Genomic DNA, 17,669 nt, shown 5'->3' with positions numbered 1-17,669 from the left:
GTGGGCCGCCCCGGGCCCCTACTTCACCGGTCGCAGGCCCAGCGGGCCCGCGATCTCCTCCAGCATCACGCGGCCCGCCTCCTCGGCGAGGTTGTCCTCGCCCGGGTCCTGGTCGGTGTCCAGGCCGTCCAGCTCCTCCAGGGGCTGGCCGAGGCGGATGTGGGCGACCAGGGACTGGAGGGCGCGGAGGGCGGCGGAGGCGGTGGAGCCCCAGTTGGAGAAGTAGGAGAACTGCCACCACCAGAGCGCCTCGGCCGTGCGGTCCGCCTCGTAGTGGGCGAGGCCGTGGGAGAGGTCGGTGACCAGGTCGGCCAGGTCGTCGGAGATGCGGTGCGGGACCGGCGCCTTGCGGGGCTCGTACGGGTCGAAGACCTCGGAGTAGACGTCGATCGGCTCCAGCAGGGCGGCGAACCGCTCGCGCAGGCCGTCCGCGTCCGGCTCGGCGCCGAGGTCCGGCTCGTACCGCTCGTCGGGGAGGACGTCCTCGTACGCGCCGAGGCGGCCGCCCGCGAGCAGGAGCTGCGAGACCTGGAGCAGCAGCACCGGAACGGCCTCTTCCGGCTCCTCCACCTTGGAGACCTCGGTGACCGCGACGATGAACGTCTTGATCTGGTCCGCGATCTGGACGGCGAAGTCGCCCGGGTCCTGCGTGACGGAGTTCAGCGTGGCGTCAGACATCGAGGGGACCTCCCGTGGGCGCGGTCACAGACGGTGAAGCGGACGGCGGTGCGGAGGGGCGCCGGGGGCGGGCGGTGCGTACGGCCTCGGTCTCAGACATCCAGCAGCCGCCTCCCCTCGAACGCGCGGCCCAGCGTGACCTCGTCGGCGTACTCCAGGTCGCCGCCGACCGGCAGACCGCTGGCCAGCCGGGTCACCCTGAGGCCCATCGGCTTGACCATCCGCGCCAGGTACGTCGCGGTGGCCTCGCCCTCCAGGTTGGGGTCGGTCGCGAGGATCAGCTCCGTGATGGAGCCGTCCGCGAGCCGGGCCAGCAGCTCGCGGATGCGCAGGTCGTCCGGGCCGACGCCCTCGATGGGGCTGATCGCCCCGCCCAGGACGTGGTAGCGGCCGCGGAACTCGCGCGTCCGCTCGATCGCCACGACGTCCTTCGGCTCCTCGACCACACAGATGACGCTCGGGTCGCGACGCTGGTCCCGGCAGATCCCGCACTGCTCCTGCTGGGCCACGTTGCCGCAGACCGCGCAGAACCGGACCTTGTCCTTGACCTCCAGGAGGGCATGGGCCAGACGGCGTACGTCGGTGGGCTCGGCCTGCAGGATGTGGAAGGCGATCCGCTGCGCGCTCTTGGGACCGACGCCGGGCAGCCTGCCCAGTTCGTCGATGAGGTCCTGAACCACGCCTTCGTACAACGGAACGCCTTTCTTTCCTCTGCTTTCCGCTCCGTACGGTAGTGGGTACGGGGCGGTACCAATAGGCCCCCGGCGTCAGCTCCGGGCGGCCACCGGCGATGTCAGAACGGCAGGCCCGGGATCGAGCCGCCGCCGCCCAGGCCCTGCGCCAGCGGGCCGAGCTTCTGCTGCTGGAGCGCCTGCGCGTTCTCGTTGGCCGCCTGCACGGCCGCCACCACGAGATCGGCGAGCGTCTCGGTGTCCTCCGGGTCCACCGCCTTAGGGTCGATCACCAGGGCCCGCAGCTCGCCGGAGCCGGTCACGGTGGCCTTCACGAGGCCTCCGCCCGCCTGGCCGTCGACCTCGGTCCGCGCCAGCTCCTCCTGGGCGGCGGCGAGGTCCTGCTGCATCTTCTGGGCCTGCTGGAGCAACTGCTGCATATTGGGCTGGCCACCACCGGGAATCACGGTCACTCCTGGCATTTCGACGACAAATGTTTCGGTAAGCCGAGCCTACGTGCTCCCCGGTCACCGCGCTCCACCCACCGGGGATCTCCGGGGGAGCGATACGGGTCGACGCGGACCGATGGGGATCGACGCGGATCGGCGGGGGACCAACTCTTTCGGGTGAGATTCGCGGCCGTCGCGGAGGGTCCTATACCTGACCAGCGACCCCATGCTGATGAGAATCCCTCGATTTCGGCATCACAGCCCACCATTCGGCGGTAGGAAGGGCGTGCACATCGATACGCGTGCGCGCATGGTTGGTGACGCACGGTTACTTACACAGAGTGCAGAGGAGTGCCCCGGTGAGTCAGCCGGAGATGCAGCCCGAAGGGCCGCCCCGCAAGGAGTCCGATGCGGGTTCCGGTGAGAGCGGAGTGGATTGCTCCACTTCTGGCTCACGGGCCGGGGGAGCCGCGGGGACCGGAGGCGTCGGAGGTGCCGGGGGCGCCGGAGGGACTGCCGGGGCCGGTGGAGCCGGCGGGCGCGGTGGCCGTGGTGGCCGTGCGGTGGGTAGCGGCGGGGGCCGCGGGCGGGGCGAGCCGGGCGGTGGTGGCGGGTCTGGTGGGTCCGGCGGATTCGGTGGGTCCGGTGGGTCCGGTGGGTCCGGTGGGTCCGGTGGGTCCGGTGGGTCCGGCGGATTCAGTGGGGCCGGTGGATTCCGTGGGTCCGGTGGGCGGGATCTGACCGGGCGGCCCTTCCCCCTCGGGGACTGGGGCGAGCCCGCCGAGCGGCTCGACGAGCTGTACCGCTGGGTCGAGTCCGGCGCCCTCGCCACGGCCGACTGGTATCTGGAGGACCGGGCCTGGAAGCGCCGGGGAGCCCGGGCCCTGCGGTGGGGCACCGCCGCCGGGGTCGTCGCGGGGGCCGCGCTGCCGCTGCTCGACCTGACCGGGACGCTCGGCGGGTCGGCGGGGTGGGGGTATCTGTCGCTGCTGCTGGGCGCCGCCTGCATGGCCTGCGACCGGTACTTCGGGCTGACCTCCGGCTGGATAAGGAACCTCGCCACGGCCCAGGCCGTGCAGCGGCGGCTCCAGGTGCTCCAGTTCGACTGGGCCTCGGAGTGCGTACGGGAGACCCTCGGGCCGACCGAGGGGACCGCCAGCGAGGCGGCGGAGCGGTGCCTGGGGGTGCTGCGGCGGTTCTCCGAGGACATCACGGAGCTGGTGCGGTCGGAGACGGCGGACTGGATGGTGGAGTTCCGGGCGGGGCCCGCGCCCATGGGGACGCAGGCGCTCGTCTCCGGCAGCGCGGGAGGGCGGGCCGAGCCGGGGGCGCTGCCGGGGCGGTTCTCGATGCCGTCCGTGGCGGCCCGGCCGAACATGCCTCGGCAGCGGCCCCCGGAGGCGCCGCGGTAGTCGGGGCCGTGGGCCCGGGGCGGTACGGGGGTGCGCCCCCGGGCGCCCGGGCCCCGCGTCCTCAAGCGCCGGACGGGCTGGGTTTGCTCCCCGGCCGGGTCGGTCGGCGCGGGAGCCCCCTCGTGAGGGTTCCGTCCTCAAACGCCGGACGGGCTGGAGGTGTGCGGGCAAGCTGGAGTGTGCGGGCGAGCGCGGGAGTTGCGCGGGCGGCTGGGGGGCGTGTGCGGGCGGGAGTTGTGTGGTTGGGGTGGGCAGGCCCGCAGGAGTGTTCAGCTGAAGATGATCATTGAGCCTTGGGCCAGCGAGCGGGTCGCCGCCGCGTGCAGGCCCAGCCAGACGTGGCGTTCCCTCGCGAACGGGCTCTCGTCGTACGGGACCGGGCTCGCCGGTTCCTCCAGGGTCGTGGGGCCCGGGGGCGGTTGCGGGGCGGCCGGAGGGTTGGCCGGGTCGATGCCGATGGCCGGGGCCACGTACTCCAGCTCCCGCAGCAGGCCGTGCGCGGAGCCCAGCGGGCCGCCGCCCGCCAGCAGGGCGTCGTTCGAGAGCGGGGCCGGGAAGTCGACCGGGACGTACGCCCCCGCGTGGTCGTAGTGCCAGACCAGGTGCGACTGCTGGGCCGTCTGCTCGAACATCTCCAGCAGCTGTTCGTAGTCACCGCCGAGGCCCTCGACCGGGGTGACGGCCAGGCCGCTCAGCTGGAGCAGATAGGCGCGGCGCAGATAGTGCAGGGCGTCGTAGTCGAAGCCCGCCACCGGGGCCACGTCCCCGTTGAGGCCGGGCATGTAGGCGAAGACGGGGACGGGCGGCAGGCCCGCGTCGCTCAGCGCCCGGTCGTAGACGGCGATCTCTTCGGCGAAGGGGTTGTCGGGGCTGTGGCACAGCACATCGACGAGGGGGACCAGCCACAGGTCACAGGCCACGAAGTCTCGCTCTCCAACGGGTTCGGCGATCGTCGGAACAGCGTAATGGGAGGTGAACCCCGCGCACAGGGCCCCGGCAGCGCGCGGGCAGCCGCGACGCCGACGTGAGCGGGCCCGGCCCCGGCCCCGGCAGCGCGACGGGTGCGGACGGGCCCGATCCCGGCGTGGACGGGCGCGGACGGGAGCCCCCCGCGCGGAAGGGCGCGATCCCGCGCGAACAGCCGCAGCCCCGCCCGGGCGGGCGCTATTCCGGGGCCGGGATCCGTCGTTCCCGGGTCTCCAGGTGGTCCGCCCAGGCCAGGGCGTGCGCGTAGTAGTCCTGCATCACCGCGAGCACCCGCGCCTCGTCGCCGGCCGCGATGGCCTCGACCAGTTCCTCGTGGCCGAACCACAGCACATGCTCGTCCGCGTGCTCACCGCGCAGCCGGTGGACGGTGAACACCCAGGCCTGGACCCGGAGTTTGGTGAGGAAGGCGCTGATGTACGGGTTGAGGACGAAGGCCCCCAGCTCCCGCCAGAAGCGGAGGTCGTACCCGATCAGTACGTCGAGATCGCCGCCCTTCGCCGCACGGACGGCCTCCGCGGCCCGGCGCCGGATCGAGGCGAGCGCTTCGGCTCGGACGGCGACCTGGTCGGCCGGGGAGCGGAAGATGCCCTCGACGACAAGGGAGCGGGCCTCCACCATCGCCCGGTAGTCCCGGACCGTGAACTCGTGGACCTGGAAGCCACGGTGCTGGTCGGAGGAGAGCAGCCCCTGCGCGGAGAGGTCGAAGAGCGCCTCGCGGACGGGGGTCGCGGAGACCCCGTACTGCTCCGCGATCTGCTTGACGGTGAACGCCCGGCCCGGACGGAGCCGCCCGGCCAGCACCTCGTCGCGCAGCGCGTCGGCGATCTGCTGGCGCAGCGTACTGCGGGTCACACCTCCGCTCGGCCCCATGGGCGGCCGCCCTTCCCGTTCGTCAGCCGTGTTCAGCCGGATTCGGCCGTCTTCCGGCTCGGGTCACCTTAAGGCAGGTGCCCGCCGTGCCCGATTTCGGGCACGGCGGGGGGCGATTGCGTACGCGAGAGTGGCCGTACGGCTACACCGTGTGCTCGTCGGCCACCGCGAGCGCGATGTCCAGGGCCGCGAGCCCCTCCTTCGCCTCGGCCTCGGTGACGTTGCAGGCGGGGACGGCGTGGGTGCGGTTCATGTTGATGAACGGCCAGAGCCCCTGCTTCTTCGCGGCCGCCCCGAAGGCCGCCATCGGGGCGTTGGCCTCGCCCGAGGCGTTGTACGGGACGAGCGGCTCGCGGGTCTCCCGGTTCCGTACCAACTCCAGCGCCCAGAAGGCGCCGAGGCCGCGCACCTCGCCCACCGAAGGGTGGCGTTCGGCCAGTTCGCGCAGGCCGGGGCCGAGGACGGTCTCCCCGATCCGGGCCGCGTTCTCGACGACCTTCTCGTCCTCCATGACGCCGATGGTGGCGACGGCGGCCGCGCAGGCGAGCGGGTGGCCGGAGTAGGTGAGGCCGCCGGGGTAGGGGCGGGTCTCGAAGGTCGCGGCGATCTCGGCGCTGATGGCGACGCCGCCGAGCGGTACGTAACCGGAGTTGACGCCCTTCGCGAAGGTCAGCAGGTCCGGCACGACGTCGAAGTGGTCGGCGGCGAACCAGGCGCCGGTGCGCCCGAATCCGGCCATCACCTCGTCGAGCACGAAGACGATCCCGTACCGGTCGCAGATCTCGCGCACGCCCGCGAGGTAGCCCGGCGGCGGGGTCATGATGCCGGCCGTGCCCGGGACGGTCTCCAGGATGATCGCGGCGACGGCCGCCGGGCCCTCGAAGGCGATCGTGTCCTCCAGGTGCTGGAGCGCGCGGGCGCACTCCTCCGCCTCGGTCTCCGCGTAGAACGGCGAGCGGTAGAGGAACGGCGCCCAGAAGTGGACCACGCCGGCCGAACCGTTGTCGGAGGGCCAGCGGCGGGGGTCGCCGGTGAGGTTGATCGCGGTGGAGGTGGCGCCGTGGTACGAGCGGTAGGCGGAGAGCACCTTGGGGCGCCCGGTGTGCAGCCGGGCCATGCGGATGGCGTTCTCGACGGCCTCGGCCCCGCCGTTGGTGAAGAAGATCTTGTCCAGGTCGCCCGGGGTGCGCTCGGCGATGAGGCGTGCGGCCTCGGAGCGCGCCTCGATCGCGAACGCGGGCGCGAACGTGGCGAGCTTCCCGGCCTGCTCCTGGATCGCGGCGACCACGGTGGGGTGCTGGTAGCCGATGTTCGTGTAGACGAGTCCGCTGGTGAAGTCGAGGTAGCGGTTGCCGTCGTAGTCCCAGAAGTAGGCCCCCTCGGCGCCGGCCACGGCGAGCGGGTCGATGAGGCCCTGGGCGGACCAGGAGTGGAACACGTGCGCGCGGTCCGCGGCCTTCACGGCCGCACCGGCCGCGGGGTCGGCGTACGGGGCATGAGGGGCATGAGGGGTCATGCGGGGAGCGTAGGCGCTGGTGGGGGCGGTCTCCATGGCCATGTTGTACGGCGTTGGGCGCGGAGGTCGGCAGGGTGTCGGGTCCGGGGCGCGGTTGCTTCTTTTGACAGCATGCTGTCTTCATGACAGGCTTCTGTCATCTACTCCGGGAGGTCATCATGACCAGCACCAGCAGCAGAGCGGTTGTCCATCTCGCCGTGTACGACACCCTCGCCGACTGGGAGACCGGGTACACCACCGCCTTCCTCGCCCAGAACGGCTACCGGGTGCGGACCGTGGGGCCGGAGCGGGAGCCGGTCACGACCATGGGCGGGCTGCGCATCCAGCCCGATCTGGCGCTGGCGGAGCTGCGGCCCGAGGACAGCGCGCTGCTGATCCTTCCGGGGGCCGGGCTCTGGGACGCGGGCGACGACCTGGCCCCGTTCGCCAGGGCCGCGCGCGCCTTCCTCGACGCGGAGGTGCCGGTCGCGGCGATCTGCGGGGCGACGGCGGGGCTGGCCCGCGAGGGGCTCCTCGACGACCGGGCGCACACGAGCGCGGTCTCCTTCTACCTGGCGGCGACGGGGTACGGGGGCGGCGCGCGGTACGTGGACGCCGACGCGGTGACGGACGGCGGGCTGATCACGGCCGGGCCGACGGAGCCGGTGGCACTGGCGCGGGAGGTCTTCGGGCTGCTGGGGGTGTACGGGCCGGAGAAGCTGGGGGCCTGGTACCGGCTGTTCCACGACTCGGACCCGAGTGCGTACGAGGTGCTGGAGGGTGAGTGAGCGGATGGGGGGCGCGGAGAGCGTGGGGGAAGTCCCTTCCCGGCAGGAGTTGCCGTCCCAGCAGGAGTTGCTGAGCCGGGCCGCGCTGACGGTGTTCCGGCTGAACGGGCAGTTCCTCGGTGTGGCCGAGGAGTTGGCCCGGCCGAGCGGGCTGACCGCCGCGTGGTGGCAGGTGCTGGGGGCGGTGCTGCGGGAGCCGTTGCCGGTGGCGGGGATCGCGCGGGAGATGGGGATCACCCGGCAGAGCGTGCAGCGGATCGCGGACCTGCTGGTGGGGCGGGGGCTCGCGGAGTACGTCGAGAACCCGGCCCACCGCCGGGCGAAGCTGGTGCGCGTGACGGAGGCGGGGCGGGAGGCGGTGTCGCGGATCGACCCGCCCCACGCGGAGTTCGCCGCGCGGCTCGCGGGGGTGCTGGGGGTGGAGGCGCTCGCGGAGACGGTGGAGGTGCTGGAGCGGTTGGCGGGGGCGGTGGAGGAGGCGGTGGGCCAGTCAAGCCCGTCCGGCGGGGCCGGCGCCCACTCCTAGCCCGTGCGGGGGCCGTTCCTGCCCGTGCGGGGGCCGTTCAAGCCCGTCCGGCGTTTGAGGACGGAACCCTTGCCCTGGTGGGGGCGCGCCTGAATGCCGGGGTTTCCCGGGGCGCCGCCCCCGCCCGCGCACCGAACCCGCGCTCCCCGGTTCCGTCCTCAGACGCCGGACGGGCTGGGTGTGCACGCCGGACGGGCTCAGGATGCACGCCGGACGGGCTGGGAGGGCGCGCGGGACGCCGGGTGCGCGCGCCGGACGGGCTGAGGCTTGGCGGAACCGGAACCGGGGCCGTGACGGGATGTGTCGTAGAGGGCGGCGGCACCCTCGCACCGGCGGGGCTATTCTCGTGCGGGCCGCAGGGGAGGAAGCGCACATGGACAAGCTCGGGCCCGACGACCCGTACCGCATAGGCGCCTACCGCCTCCTCGGCCGCCTGGGCGAAGGCGGCATGGGCCAGGTCTTCCTCGCCCGCTCCGACCGCGGCCGCACCGTCGCCCTCAAGCTCGTCCGCCGCGAACTCGCCGAGCAGCCCGAGTTCCGCGCCCGCTTCCGCCAGGAGGTCCGGGCCTCGCACCAGGTCGGCGGCGCCTGGACCGCCCCGGTCCTGGACTCCGACACCGAGGCCCCGATCCCCTGGGTCGCCACCGGCTACGTCGCCGGGCCCTCCCTCCACCGCATCGTCTCCGGCCGCCCCGGCGCGCCCCTCACCGACTCGGGGGCGTACGGACCGCTGCCGACCCGGTCCGTCCAGCTCCTCGGCTCCGGGCTCGCCCACGCCCTCCAGCACATCCACCGCGCCGGGCTCATCCACCGCGACCTGAAGCCGTCCAACGTGCTGCTCACCATCGACGGCCCCCGGGTCATCGACTTCGGCATCGCCCGCGCCCTGGAGTCCCTGGCCGACGGCGACCTGACCCGCACCGGGGCGATGATCGGCTCGCCGGGGTTCATGGCCCCGGAGCAGGTGCGCGGCGAGCGGGTGACGACGGCGTGCGACGTGTTCTGCCTCGGTTCCGTGCTCGCGTACGCGGCGACCGGCCGCCTGCCGTTCGGCGCGGCCGAGAGCGGTGGGGTGCACGCCCTGATGTTCCGGATCACCCAGGAGGACCCGGACCTGTCCGGCGTCCCGGCGGAGCTGGCCGACGTCGTACGGGAGTGCCTGGCCAAGGACCCGGCCGCCCGGCCCTCCACCGACGACCTCCTGGCCCGGCTGGGCGAGGCGGAGGCGGACGAGCCCTGGCTCCCCGCCACCCTCATCGCCCAACTCGGCCGACACGCCGTGGGGTTGCTCGACGCGGAGGACCCGGAGCAGCCGACGCGCCCCGCCGCCCCTCCCGCCTCCGTCCACGCGCTCCCCACCCAGATCGCCCCGGGCCCCGCCACTCCGCCCCCGGCCGCACCGGTCACGCCCGTCGCTCCCCCGCCGGCCCCGACCCCGCCCCCGTACGCGCAACAGCCCCGGACCCACGCCCCGTACGGGCAGAGCTACGACCCCGGCCCGGCCTACAACACCCCGCTTCCGCCCGGCTACTTCACCTCGGCGACCGCCCCCGCCCCCGCACCCGTGCGCCGCTCCACCGGGGCGACCGTCGCGCTCGTCGCGGTGGCGATAGTCGTGGCGATCGGGGCGGGCGGGTCCGTGTACGCGTTCATGAACCACCAGGGCGGTGACACCCCCACCCCCGGCCCGTCCTCCTCCACCGGCAATTCCGCCGGGAGTTCCGCCGGGTCCTCCACCGGATCGTCCGGCGACCCGGCCGGCACCGGCGACGAGGGGGCCGTCCCCGAGGACTACCTCGGCACCTGGACCGCCTCCCTCCCCGGCGAACGAGGGGCGTCCACAAGAAAATTGATCATCCGTCAGGGAGGCGTCGGCGACCAGGTCCTCTCCCTCACCGCCGAAGGCCCCCTGGCGCTCGGCGCCACGTACCACTGCGAGTTCACCGCTCCCCTCGCCGCCCGGCCCTCCGCCGACGAAGACGAACCGGTCCTCATCGGGCCCTCCACCGTCTCCGTGGGCCGCCCCGCCTCCTCCTGCTCACCCGGGAAGCCCACCGAGCTGACGCTCCTCCCGGACGGCACCCTGCGCCGGGCGACGACGGGTTCGGGCGAGAGCATCGTCTACACGAAGGCGGAGTGACTCGGCTACACCGGGTCGGAGTGAGCGGAGGTCGCGCCCCCGCCCGCCGCGCCCCTGCTCGCCACACCTCCGCCCGCAGCACCTCCGCCTGCCGCGCCCCCGCCCGTCGCTTCCCCGCCGTCCCCGGCCACCGGGGTGGCCGTCCGCCGCCGCAGCGCCCCCGTGATCAGCGCAGCTCCTCCCAGCAGCACCAGCACCACGATCATCGCCGCCCGCAGCCCCACGTGGTCGGCCAGGAAGCCGAGCGAGGGCGGGCCGACCAGGAACGCCGCGTACCCGGCCGTCGACACCGCCGCGACCCGGGCCGAGGCGTCCCGCTCCCCCTCACCCTCCCCCGCCGCCGAGACCGTGACCGGGAACCCCAGCGAGGCCCCGAGCCCCCACAGCACGACGGCCGCCCCGGCGAGCAGCGCGCTGGACGAGAACACCACCAGCGCCACGCCCACGGCCGCCACGACCGCGCTCGCCCGCACCACGGCCGCGGGCCCGTACCGCACCAGCAGCGGCCCGCCCGCGAACCGGCCCGTCGTCATCGCGACGGCGAACAGCATGAACGTCAGCGAACCGGCCGTCGCGCTCGTCCCGTGACCGTCCACCATCAGCAGCGGCAGCCAGTCGTTGGCCGAGCCCTCCGCGAACGCCATGGCCAGCACGATCAGCCCGATCAGCACCAGCCGCCGGTCCCGCCAGACCTCCACCTGGGCCCGCCACCCACCGGCCCCGGCCCGCTCCCCGGCACGGGGCTCCGCGTCCTCCCGGCCCGTCCCCGGCGGAATCGCCCGTACGGTCCAGATCCCGGCCGCCGCCACCGCCACGGCCACCGCCGCGAGGTGCCAGCCGACCGGGAACCGTATCGCCGTCAGCCCCATCCCCAGCAGCGCGCCGACCACCGTGCCGAGGCTGAAGCAGCCGTGCAGCACCGGCAGGACCGGGCGCCCCACGGTCCGCTCCACGGCGGCGCCCTCGATGTTGAACGCCACCTCCGCGAGCCCCAGCCCGGCACCGAACAGCGCCAGTCCGCCGAAGACCCCGCCGGAGACCTCCAGCGCCGCGCCCCCGGCGATCACCAGCAGCCCCGCGACGAGCAGCCCCGCACCGAACGTGATCACCGTCCGTCCGCCATGCCGGCGGACCAGCCCGCCGGAGACCAGCACCCCGGCCATCGAGCCGACGGAGAGCCCGAAGAGGACGAGCCCCATCGCCCCCGTGGAGACGTCGAGCGCGTCCCGTACGGCGGGGGTCCTGGCCACCCAGGAGGCCATGCTCACCCCGGTGGCGAGCATGAAGAGGAAGAGCGCGGCCCGCCAGCGGCGGGTGCGGGCGTCGACGACCGGAGTGACCTTCATCGGAACGGAGCCTCGGCAGACAGGAGAGGACGGGAGGGAGCAGGAGGGACAGGGGCGCGGGAAGGCGCGGGAGAGCGCAGGCAGTGGAGCGTACGACCGTACACCTGAAGCGTACGTTCGTACATACGCTGCGCGGCCGGTACGCCGTCGCCCTCCGCACCCCCGACCGGAACCCGCCCCCGCCCGGAACCGCCGCCCCCCGGAACCATCCGTGCGCCGCCGACGTCCCCGGGGCCGTACCGCTCTCCCCGACGCCGTCCCCGCCCCGACCGAAGGAGCCCCGTGCAGTCCGCCCTCGCGCTGCCGTCCGCCGCCTCCCTCACCACCGGTTCCCTCACCTGGTCGCTCCTCGGCCTTCTCTTCGCCGCCGTGCCCGTCCTCGCCTGGGCCCGCACCGCGCGCACCCGGAAGGTGGGTACGGCGGTCGGGGCCGTCCTCGCCGTGGCGGGCGGTCTCCTCGTCGCCGTGCAGCACGGGTGGGTCACCGGCATCCCCCGGGCCGACGCCCACCTCCTCCTCGGCGTCACCGCGCCGCTCGTCATCTGGTGCGGGGTCCGGTGGGAGCGGGCGCGGCGGGGGCCCGCGTCCGAGGAGTGGGAGCGCCGCCGGAGCAGGTCCGCCGGGGCGCTGGGGGCGTACGTCGGGCTCACCGTCATCGGCTCGCTCTTCGCGTTCCTGCTCGCGGGCGGGGCGGACGTACCGCCGAAGGGGGCCGTTCCGGCGCTGCCGCCCGGTCTCGTGGCGCTCGCCGAGGACACGAGCTGCGGGTCGTCGAGCTGCGCCCGCACGGTGACCGTGGGCAGCCGGGACGGGCTCACCAACACGGAGATCATCCGCGCGCTGGACCACCCCGCGGGCTGGACCTGCCGGGCCAACGGGTGGCTGCTGGACCGGCGGAAGCTCTGCGTCGACGTGGCCGAGGCCAACGGCAAGGTGCAGCTCAACGTCTCCCTCAGCGACCTCGTCTGACCGCGCTGCCCCGCAACTTGTCCGACCCGCTCCCCCGCCCGCGTCCGATCGCGCTGCCTCATACGCGTCCGACCACGCTCGCCCGCCCGCGTCCGACCGCGCCCGCACGCCCGCGCTCTATGCTGCGAGCCGGAACGGACACACGCCGAACGAGGAGGCGCCGGGTGGCCACAGGGCGCACCGACCCCGACCGGCGGGACCGCATCATCGACGCGGCGCTCGACCTGATCGCCGACGAGGGCGTGGCGGGCATCTCGCACCGCAAGGTGGCCGCGCGCGCCGGGGTGCCGCTCGGCTCGATGACGTACCACTTCGTGAGCATGGACGAGCTGCTCCACGAGGCGTTCACTCGCTTCTCCGGCACGATCGTGGCCGTCTTCGAGGAGCGCCTCGGCGCCGCCACCACCCCCGACGAGGCCCGCGAGGCCGTCGCGGACCTCGTCCACCACCTCTCCGGCGGCAACCAGCGCGAGCTGGTCCTCACCCACGAGCTGTACACCCTCGCGGCCCGCAAACCCGCCTACCGCGAGCTGACCCGCACCTGGATGAGCCGCAGCCGCCGCGCCCTGGAATGGCACTTCGACCCCGCCACGGCCCGCCAGCTCGACGCCCTCATCGAGGGCCTGTCCATCCACCGCGCCCTGGAGACCGAGCCGCACGACCGGGCCCTGACGGTGGAGGCCATCGCCCGGATCACCGCATCGACGTGACAGGGGCCCGTCCCCGCCGCCGCGTGCCGACGGGGACGGGCTTCCGCGCGCCGACGTGGGCGGGGCTGCCGCCGCGTGCCGACGCGAACAGGCACCCGCGTGCCGGAACACGGTCGGCCGCGTGGTCTCACGCGAGAAACCCGGCCACCCCGGCGGTCGCCCCCGGGTACCGGTCACGCCGGACCAGGACACGGACCGTACGTGGTACGCGGCTCCGGTTCACGAAGTAGCCGCCAGTTCCCGGGCCCTGAGCGCCAGCCACAGGTCGTAGCGGGCGCTCGGGGGACGGAGCAGCGATCGCTGGAACACGGTCTCCAGCCGGGTCAGCCGCTTGCGGGCGCCGGGGACGGAGATGCCCAGCTCGGCCGCCGCCGGGCCGATGCGGCCCTCGCAGGCCAGCCAGGCACGCAGGGTCTCCCCGGCCCTCCCGGAGCCCGGTGCCCGTTCCAGCGGGGCCAGTTGGTGGGACGCCCACTCCTGGACCGCGGGGCGGCGCAGGACCTCGTCGAGGTCGAGCGCCGCCCCTTCCGGCGGTAGGGGGACGGCGGACGGCGTGCAGGCCGGGGCGGGGGTCGCCCGGATGCGCAGGGCCAGGTCGAGCGCCGACTGGTCGGCCAGCCGGTCGAGGTCCAGGCCGAGCAGTTCGCCGATGAGCTTGAGGCGGGCGGCCAGGGTGTTGCGGTGGACCTTCAGATGGTCGGTCGCGTGGGACGAGAACGCCAGCCAGGAGGTGGCGGTGGCCGCCAGCTCCTGGGCCCCGGGGTCCTGCGCCCGGCGCGGGACATACGTCAGGAGCGGGGCGAGCAGGGCCTCGGCCCACTGCCGCCCGGCGTCACCGACGACGAGCGCCGGTTCCGGGGCCGCGCCGAACCGGACGTGCCGGCCGGGGAGTTCGCGGGCCACGGCCAGGGCGTGGAAGGCCTGGCGGTAGCCGGTCGCGGTCTCGGCCAGCGGCACCCGCTCACTGATCCCGACCACGCACTCGGCCACCAGGGCGGCGACCTTCTCGTCGGTGGTCGTACCGGTGTCCTCCTCCGTGCCGTCCGCCGGCATCACCAGGATGAGGTGGCGGGCGTAGACGGGGCAGCGCACGATCCAGGACCGCCCGCCGTCCGCCTCCGCGCAGACCCGGGCCACCTCGTCGCGGCTGCCCCGGTGGCACTCCACGACACAGACCCGTACGGGATCGGGCAGCCGGGGGCGGAGCGCACCGGCCACCTGGTGGGCGATGGAGAGCTGGCCCGTCATCAGCAGATGCAGCACCGCCTCCCGGCCGCGCGACTCGGCCAGGTCCACCCGGCGCCGCTTCCGCTCGACCGCCTCGGCCTCCCGGCACAGGGAGAGCGGCATCAGCGCGTCGGCCAGCAGCGTGGCGAGCCCGGCGGCGACCGGGCGTGGGGTGACGACCGCGAGGAGCGGGGCGGGGGTCTCCTGGCCGTCCCGCGCGTGGGGGGCCGTGGAGGGTTCGTGGAGCGGGAAGAGCAGCGTGGTGTGCGTGCCGGTGTCGTGCGAGTACGCCAGGGCCCCGCGGCCGGTCAGCGCCCGCACGCCTTCGGCGACGAGGGCGGCCACATCGGGGACGTAGGTGTGCCGGGCCCGGCCCGCGTCGCCGGGGACCGTGCCCGACGCGTTCAGCACCGTACCGTCGGAGCCCACGATTCCGGCCCAGCCGTCGGCCCGCCCCGCCAGCCAGCGCAGCAGTTCGGCCGTGCCGCCGTTGCGGGCCAGCCGCTGCATTCTCAGGACGTCGTCGGCCCGTTGCCGCGCTCGCACATGATCCCCCGATCACCACTGTGCGGACTGTTACCCCCGCCGGCGCCCCACTGGGCGCATTGATCCTCCCCGTTCCCTACCCACCGGTCTATGGTCCGAACGTGGTGTTCCGGTACGGCTGACGGTAGGGACACGCCGTCCGGGGCGCCCGCGGTTCCGGCGGCAGCGGCTCACGGGGGTGGTCGCTGTCGCCGGATTCCGCATGTCCGGGTGCCCGGAGCCTGTTGCCCCGGCTGGTGTTCCCGCACGTCCCGGCTGATGTTCCGGCCTGCCCTGGCCGGTGCTTCCGCACGCCCTGACTGTTGTTCCCGCCCGCCCCGGCCGGTGTTCCCGCACGTCAGGGGCGTTGTCAGTGGTGGCCTCTAACGTCGTGAGGGTCCGGACGACTGGGAGAAGAGGCCCCGCCATGGAGTTCCGTATCGAGCGCAGTGCCCTGGCCGAAGCGGTGGCCTGGGCCGCCCGGGTGCTGCCGGTCCGCTCCCCCGTTCCCGTCCTGGGCGGGCTGCTGCTGGACGCGGAGGGCGGGCGGCTGCGGGTGAGCGGGCTGGACTACGAGGCGTCCGCGCGCATCGACGTGGAGGCCGCCGAGATCCTGCGGCCCGGGAAGGTGCTCGTCATGGGGCGGCGCCTGCTCGACATCTGCAAGGTGCTGCCGGAGGGGGCGGTGGAGTGCGCGCTGGAGGGGTCGCGGTTCACCGTCTCGGGGGACGGCGCCCGCTTCGGCCTCTCCGTGCTCCCGCTGGACGACTACCCGGCGCTGCCGTCGCTCCCGCGCGTGCGGGGCGCGGTGGAGGCGGCGGAGTTCGCGGCGGCCGTCGCGGATGTGGCGGTGGCGGCGGGGCGGGACGACACCCTGCCCGCGCTGACCGGGATCCGGCTGGGGCTCGACGCGGGGTCGGGGACGATGACGCTCGCCGCGACCGACCGGTACCGGTTCGCCGTACGGACGTTGCCGTGGAAGGCGGCCGGGGCGGGGGCGGGTGAGGGGGCCGGTTCCGGGTCGGCTGCGGGGGCTGGGTCCGAGGCCGGGGCCGGTTCCGGTGAAAGTGCCGATGTGCTGGTCTCCGCCCGGCGGTTGACCGAGATCGCCCGTTCGCTGGGGCGGTCCGGGCTGGTGAGCGTCGCCCTGGACGCCGGTTCGGCCGGGTTCGAGCACGCGGGGATGCGGACCACCGTGCGGCTGCTCGACGGACGGCTCCCGCGCCACGAGAAGCTCTTCGCGATGGAGGACCCGGCAGTGGCGGTGGTGGAGCGGGCGCGGCTGGTGGAGGCCGTCAGGCGGGTCTCGGTGGTCGCCGACGGGGACGGGCCGGTCCAGCTGGCGTTCTCCGCCGCCGACAACTCCGTACATCTGCAAGCGGGTTACGAGGACGACGTGGCCTCCCAGCGGCTGCCCGCGACCCTGGAGGGCGCCCGCGAGATGACCGTGGCGTTCAACCCGGCGTATCTGGCGGACGCCCTGGCCTCCTTCGACGAGCCGTCGCTGCGGCTGCTGATGATGGGGGCGGGGCAACGGGCGATGATCACGGGCGAGGGGGAGCCCGGCCGGGACGTCTCCCCTCCCCGCCACCGGCATCTGCTGATGTCGGTCAAGCCGCCGCTGCTCTGACGTACCCGATCCTGCCGACCGCCCCCGGAACGCCGGAACGGGGGCCCTCCCGGCAGCAGCCGGGCGGACCCCCGTACGGGACGGGTCGCGCGGGGAACGTTCGTGGAACGCGCCCGGAATCAGCAGCTCAGGTTGGAACCGGTCGTGGTGCCGAGGGCCTGCGTGAACTGCGTGAACTTGTCGATGCGGCTCTGGACCTGGGCCGGGTTGCCGCCGTTGCACTCGATCGCGCCGTTGATGGAGCGGATCGTCTCACCGAAGCCGGGGCCGTTGACGATGGCGTTGTGGCCCGTGACGGTGCCGGGGCCGGTCTGGGTGTTCCAGTACCAGAGCGCGGTCTTCCAGGCGATGGCGGCGTTCTGCTCGACCAGGTAGGGGTTGTTCAGCAGGTCGATGCCGAGCGCGTCACCGGCGGCCTTGTAGTTGAAGTTCCAGCTCAGCTGGATCGGGCCCTTGCCGTAGTACGCGGACTGGCCGGCGGGGCAGCCGTAGGGCTGGCTGGCGTCGCAGTAGTGGGGGTAGTTCGCCTCGTTGACTTCCTTGATGTACACCAGCCCGCCGGTCTCGTGGCTGACGTTGGCGAGGAAGGCCGCGGCCTCGCGCTTCTTGATCTCGTCGCTGCCGGTGTTGGCGAAGGCGGGGTACGCGCTCAGGGCGTCGGTGAGGCCCTGGTACGTGTAGAACGAGTTCCGGTTCGGGAACATCTGGTTGAACTGCGCCTCGCTGACGACGAACCCGTCGCTCTGGCCCGGGTCCTCACCGCCGCCGCCCGTGCCGCAGGCGCCGTTGTCGGCCCAGACGTCGGAGGAGCCCGGACGCTCGTTCTGGGTCCACCACTTGGCGGTGTAGTTCCGGCCGTTGTACGAGGCGGTCTGGCCGCCGGTGTAGACGGACGAGGAGTTCCAGGCGCTGAAGCACGTGGCGGCCTGCGCGGTGGCGGCGGGGAGGACGACGAGCGCCGCGACGACCGCGCCGAGCGCGACCAGCAGGCTGAGGACACGTTTGAACACGTGAGCACACTCCTTAGGCGCGGCGCTACGTCCGGCCGTGCGCCGCCGTGGGGGTGCCGACACTCAAGCGACGATGGTCTGGACCTGTCAAGGTCTAGACCAGCTTTCGTGACGCTGCCGCACGCGTCACGGAGGGCCGCCACCGCCTTCTGACAACGATGCCATCCCACCTCTCAACTGGCCTGATTCTGCCGGATGTTCCTCCCGGTCGCGGTCCGGGAGGGGCGGAAACCGGA

General features: G+C 73.9%; 16 protein-coding genes. 7 read left to right on the top strand and 9 right to left on the bottom strand.

Going from position 1 to position 17,669, the window contains the following annotated elements; genetic code table 11:
• Positions 1-18: 18 nt before the first annotated feature.
• From DJ476_RS18795 to DJ476_RS18785, 3 genes are all read right to left on the bottom strand, one after another.
• Positions 19-678, bottom strand: coding sequence for a DUF5063 domain-containing protein (locus tag DJ476_RS18795; RefSeq protein WP_070204373.1), 660 nt, complete (start codon positions 676-678; stop codon positions 19-21).
• Positions 679-770: 92 nt separating this feature from the next.
• Complete coding sequence (gene recR, locus DJ476_RS18790; protein WP_019762627.1) at positions 771-1,370, bottom strand: recombination mediator RecR; 600 nt, start codon at positions 1,368-1,370, stop codon at positions 771-773.
• Positions 1,371-1,471: 101 nt separating this feature from the next.
• Positions 1,472-1,816 carry a YbaB/EbfC family nucleoid-associated protein gene (locus DJ476_RS18785; RefSeq protein WP_079167639.1) on the bottom strand — a complete coding sequence of 115 codons (345 nt, stop codon included), beginning with the start codon at positions 1,814-1,816 and terminating at the stop codon, positions 1,472-1,474.
• 545 nt (positions 1,817-2,361) lie between these two features.
• On the opposite strand from DJ476_RS18785, the gene DJ476_RS18780 reads away from it, so the two are divergent.
• Positions 2,362-3,210 (top strand): SLATT domain-containing protein, encoded by an 849-nt coding sequence (locus DJ476_RS18780; protein WP_162638875.1) that lies wholly within the window; start codon positions 2,362-2,364, stop codon positions 3,208-3,210.
• Between the two features lie 269 nt (positions 3,211-3,479).
• Here DJ476_RS18780 and DJ476_RS18775 read toward each other — a convergent pair whose 3' ends face one another.
• The 3 genes from DJ476_RS18775 to DJ476_RS18765 all read right to left on the bottom strand — a co-directional run bounded on the left by DJ476_RS18775 (position 3,480) and on the right by DJ476_RS18765 (position 6,583).
• On the bottom strand, positions 3,480-4,130 hold the full coding sequence (locus DJ476_RS18775) for a hypothetical protein (protein WP_070204370.1): 651 nt from the start codon (positions 4,128-4,130) through the stop codon (positions 3,480-3,482).
• A gap of 244 nt (positions 4,131-4,374) precedes the next feature.
• Positions 4,375-5,067: a GntR family transcriptional regulator gene (locus tag DJ476_RS18770; RefSeq protein ID WP_103421541.1), complete on the bottom strand. Its 693-nt coding sequence runs from the start codon at positions 5,065-5,067 to the stop codon at positions 4,375-4,377.
• Positions 5,068-5,209: 142 nt separating this feature from the next.
• Entirely contained in the window at positions 5,210-6,583 is a 1,374-nt protein-coding gene (locus DJ476_RS18765) for an aspartate aminotransferase family protein (protein WP_103421556.1), read from the bottom strand.
• A 158-nt stretch (positions 6,584-6,741) separates the two neighbouring features.
• Here DJ476_RS18765 and DJ476_RS18760 point away from each other — a divergent pair, with 158 nt between their 5' ends.
• From DJ476_RS18760 to DJ476_RS18750, 3 genes are all read left to right on the top strand, one after another.
• Positions 6,742-7,350, top strand: a complete 609-nt coding sequence (locus tag DJ476_RS18760; RefSeq protein WP_112491095.1) for a DJ-1/PfpI family protein — start codon at positions 6,742-6,744, stop codon at positions 7,348-7,350.
• Between the two features lie 4 nt (positions 7,351-7,354).
• Positions 7,355-7,876: a MarR family winged helix-turn-helix transcriptional regulator gene (locus DJ476_RS18755; protein WP_103421557.1), complete on the top strand. Its 522-nt coding sequence runs from the start codon at positions 7,355-7,357 to the stop codon at positions 7,874-7,876.
• 373 nt (positions 7,877-8,249) lie between these two features.
• Positions 8,250-10,016 (top strand): serine/threonine-protein kinase, encoded by a 1,767-nt coding sequence (locus DJ476_RS18750; protein WP_112491094.1) that lies wholly within the window; start codon positions 8,250-8,252, stop codon positions 10,014-10,016.
• Between the two features lie 5 nt (positions 10,017-10,021).
• On the opposite strand, the gene DJ476_RS18745 is transcribed toward DJ476_RS18750, so the two are convergent.
• Complete coding sequence (locus DJ476_RS18745; RefSeq protein ID WP_103421543.1) at positions 10,022-11,362, bottom strand: MFS transporter; 1,341 nt, start codon at positions 11,360-11,362, stop codon at positions 10,022-10,024.
• A gap of 282 nt (positions 11,363-11,644) precedes the next feature.
• On the opposite strand from DJ476_RS18745, the gene DJ476_RS18740 reads away from it, so the two are divergent.
• Together DJ476_RS18740 and DJ476_RS18735 are read left to right on the top strand one after the other, a co-directional pair.
• Positions 11,645-12,331: an MFS transporter gene (locus tag DJ476_RS18740; protein WP_112491093.1), complete on the top strand. Its 687-nt coding sequence runs from the start codon at positions 11,645-11,647 to the stop codon at positions 12,329-12,331.
• Between the two features lie 164 nt (positions 12,332-12,495).
• Entirely contained in the window at positions 12,496-13,041 is a 546-nt protein-coding gene (locus DJ476_RS18735; protein ID WP_019763161.1) for a TetR/AcrR family transcriptional regulator, read from the top strand.
• A gap of 219 nt (positions 13,042-13,260) precedes the next feature.
• Here the strand turns inward: DJ476_RS18735 and DJ476_RS18730 are convergent, their stop codons facing one another.
• Positions 13,261-14,778, bottom strand: a complete 1,518-nt coding sequence (locus DJ476_RS18730) for a helix-turn-helix domain-containing protein (protein ID WP_112491092.1) — start codon at positions 14,776-14,778, stop codon at positions 13,261-13,263.
• 442 nt (positions 14,779-15,220) lie between these two features.
• Here DJ476_RS18730 and dnaN point away from each other — a divergent pair, with 442 nt between their 5' ends.
• Positions 15,221-16,423: a DNA polymerase III subunit beta gene (gene dnaN, locus DJ476_RS18725; protein ID WP_112491091.1), complete on the top strand. Its 1,203-nt coding sequence runs from the start codon at positions 15,221-15,223 to the stop codon at positions 16,421-16,423.
• Positions 16,424-16,542: 119 nt separating this feature from the next.
• Here the strand turns inward: dnaN and DJ476_RS18720 are convergent, their stop codons facing one another.
• Positions 16,543-17,433, bottom strand: coding sequence for a glycoside hydrolase family 19 protein (locus DJ476_RS18720; RefSeq protein ID WP_112491090.1), 891 nt, complete (start codon positions 17,431-17,433; stop codon positions 16,543-16,545).
• Between the last annotated feature and the right edge of the window lie 236 nt (positions 17,434-17,669).

It is taken from the genome of Streptomyces bacillaris (assembly GCF_003268675.1).
In the GTDB taxonomy this organism is placed as follows: Bacteria; Actinomycetota; Actinomycetes; order Streptomycetales; family Streptomycetaceae; genus Streptomyces; species Streptomyces bacillaris.
This window is presented reverse-complemented; position numbering and strand designations above follow the sequence as displayed.

What these genes read in the sequence shown, in the direction of transcription:
- DJ476_RS18745 (WP_103421543.1), bottom strand. Translation starts at nt 11,362, where the DNA reads ATGAAGGTCACTCCGGTCGTCGACGCCCGCACCCGCCGCTGGCGGGCC.
- DJ476_RS18770 (WP_103421541.1), bottom strand. Translation starts at nt 5,067, where the DNA reads ATGGGGCCGAGCGGAGGTGTGACCCGCAGTACGCTGCGCCAGCAGATC.
- DJ476_RS18760 (WP_112491095.1), top strand. Translation starts at nt 6,742, where the DNA reads ATGACCAGCACCAGCAGCAGAGCGGTTGTCCATCTCGCCGTGTACGAC.
- DJ476_RS18730 (WP_112491092.1), bottom strand. Translation starts at nt 14,778, where the DNA reads ATGCAGCGGCTGGCCCGCAACGGCGGCACGGCCGAACTGCTGCGCTGG.
- DJ476_RS18765 (WP_103421556.1), bottom strand. Translation starts at nt 6,583, where the DNA reads ATGACCCCTCATGCCCCTCATGCCCCGTACGCCGACCCCGCGGCCGGT.
- DJ476_RS18755 (WP_103421557.1), top strand. Translation starts at nt 7,355, where the DNA reads ATGGGGGGCGCGGAGAGCGTGGGGGAAGTCCCTTCCCGGCAGGAGTTG.
- DJ476_RS18795 (WP_070204373.1), bottom strand. Translation starts at nt 678, where the DNA reads ATGTCTGACGCCACGCTGAACTCCGTCACGCAGGACCCGGGCGACTTC.
- dnaN (WP_112491091.1), top strand. Translation starts at nt 15,221, where the DNA reads ATGGAGTTCCGTATCGAGCGCAGTGCCCTGGCCGAAGCGGTGGCCTGG.
- DJ476_RS18750 (WP_112491094.1), top strand. Translation starts at nt 8,250, where the DNA reads ATGGACAAGCTCGGGCCCGACGACCCGTACCGCATAGGCGCCTACCGC.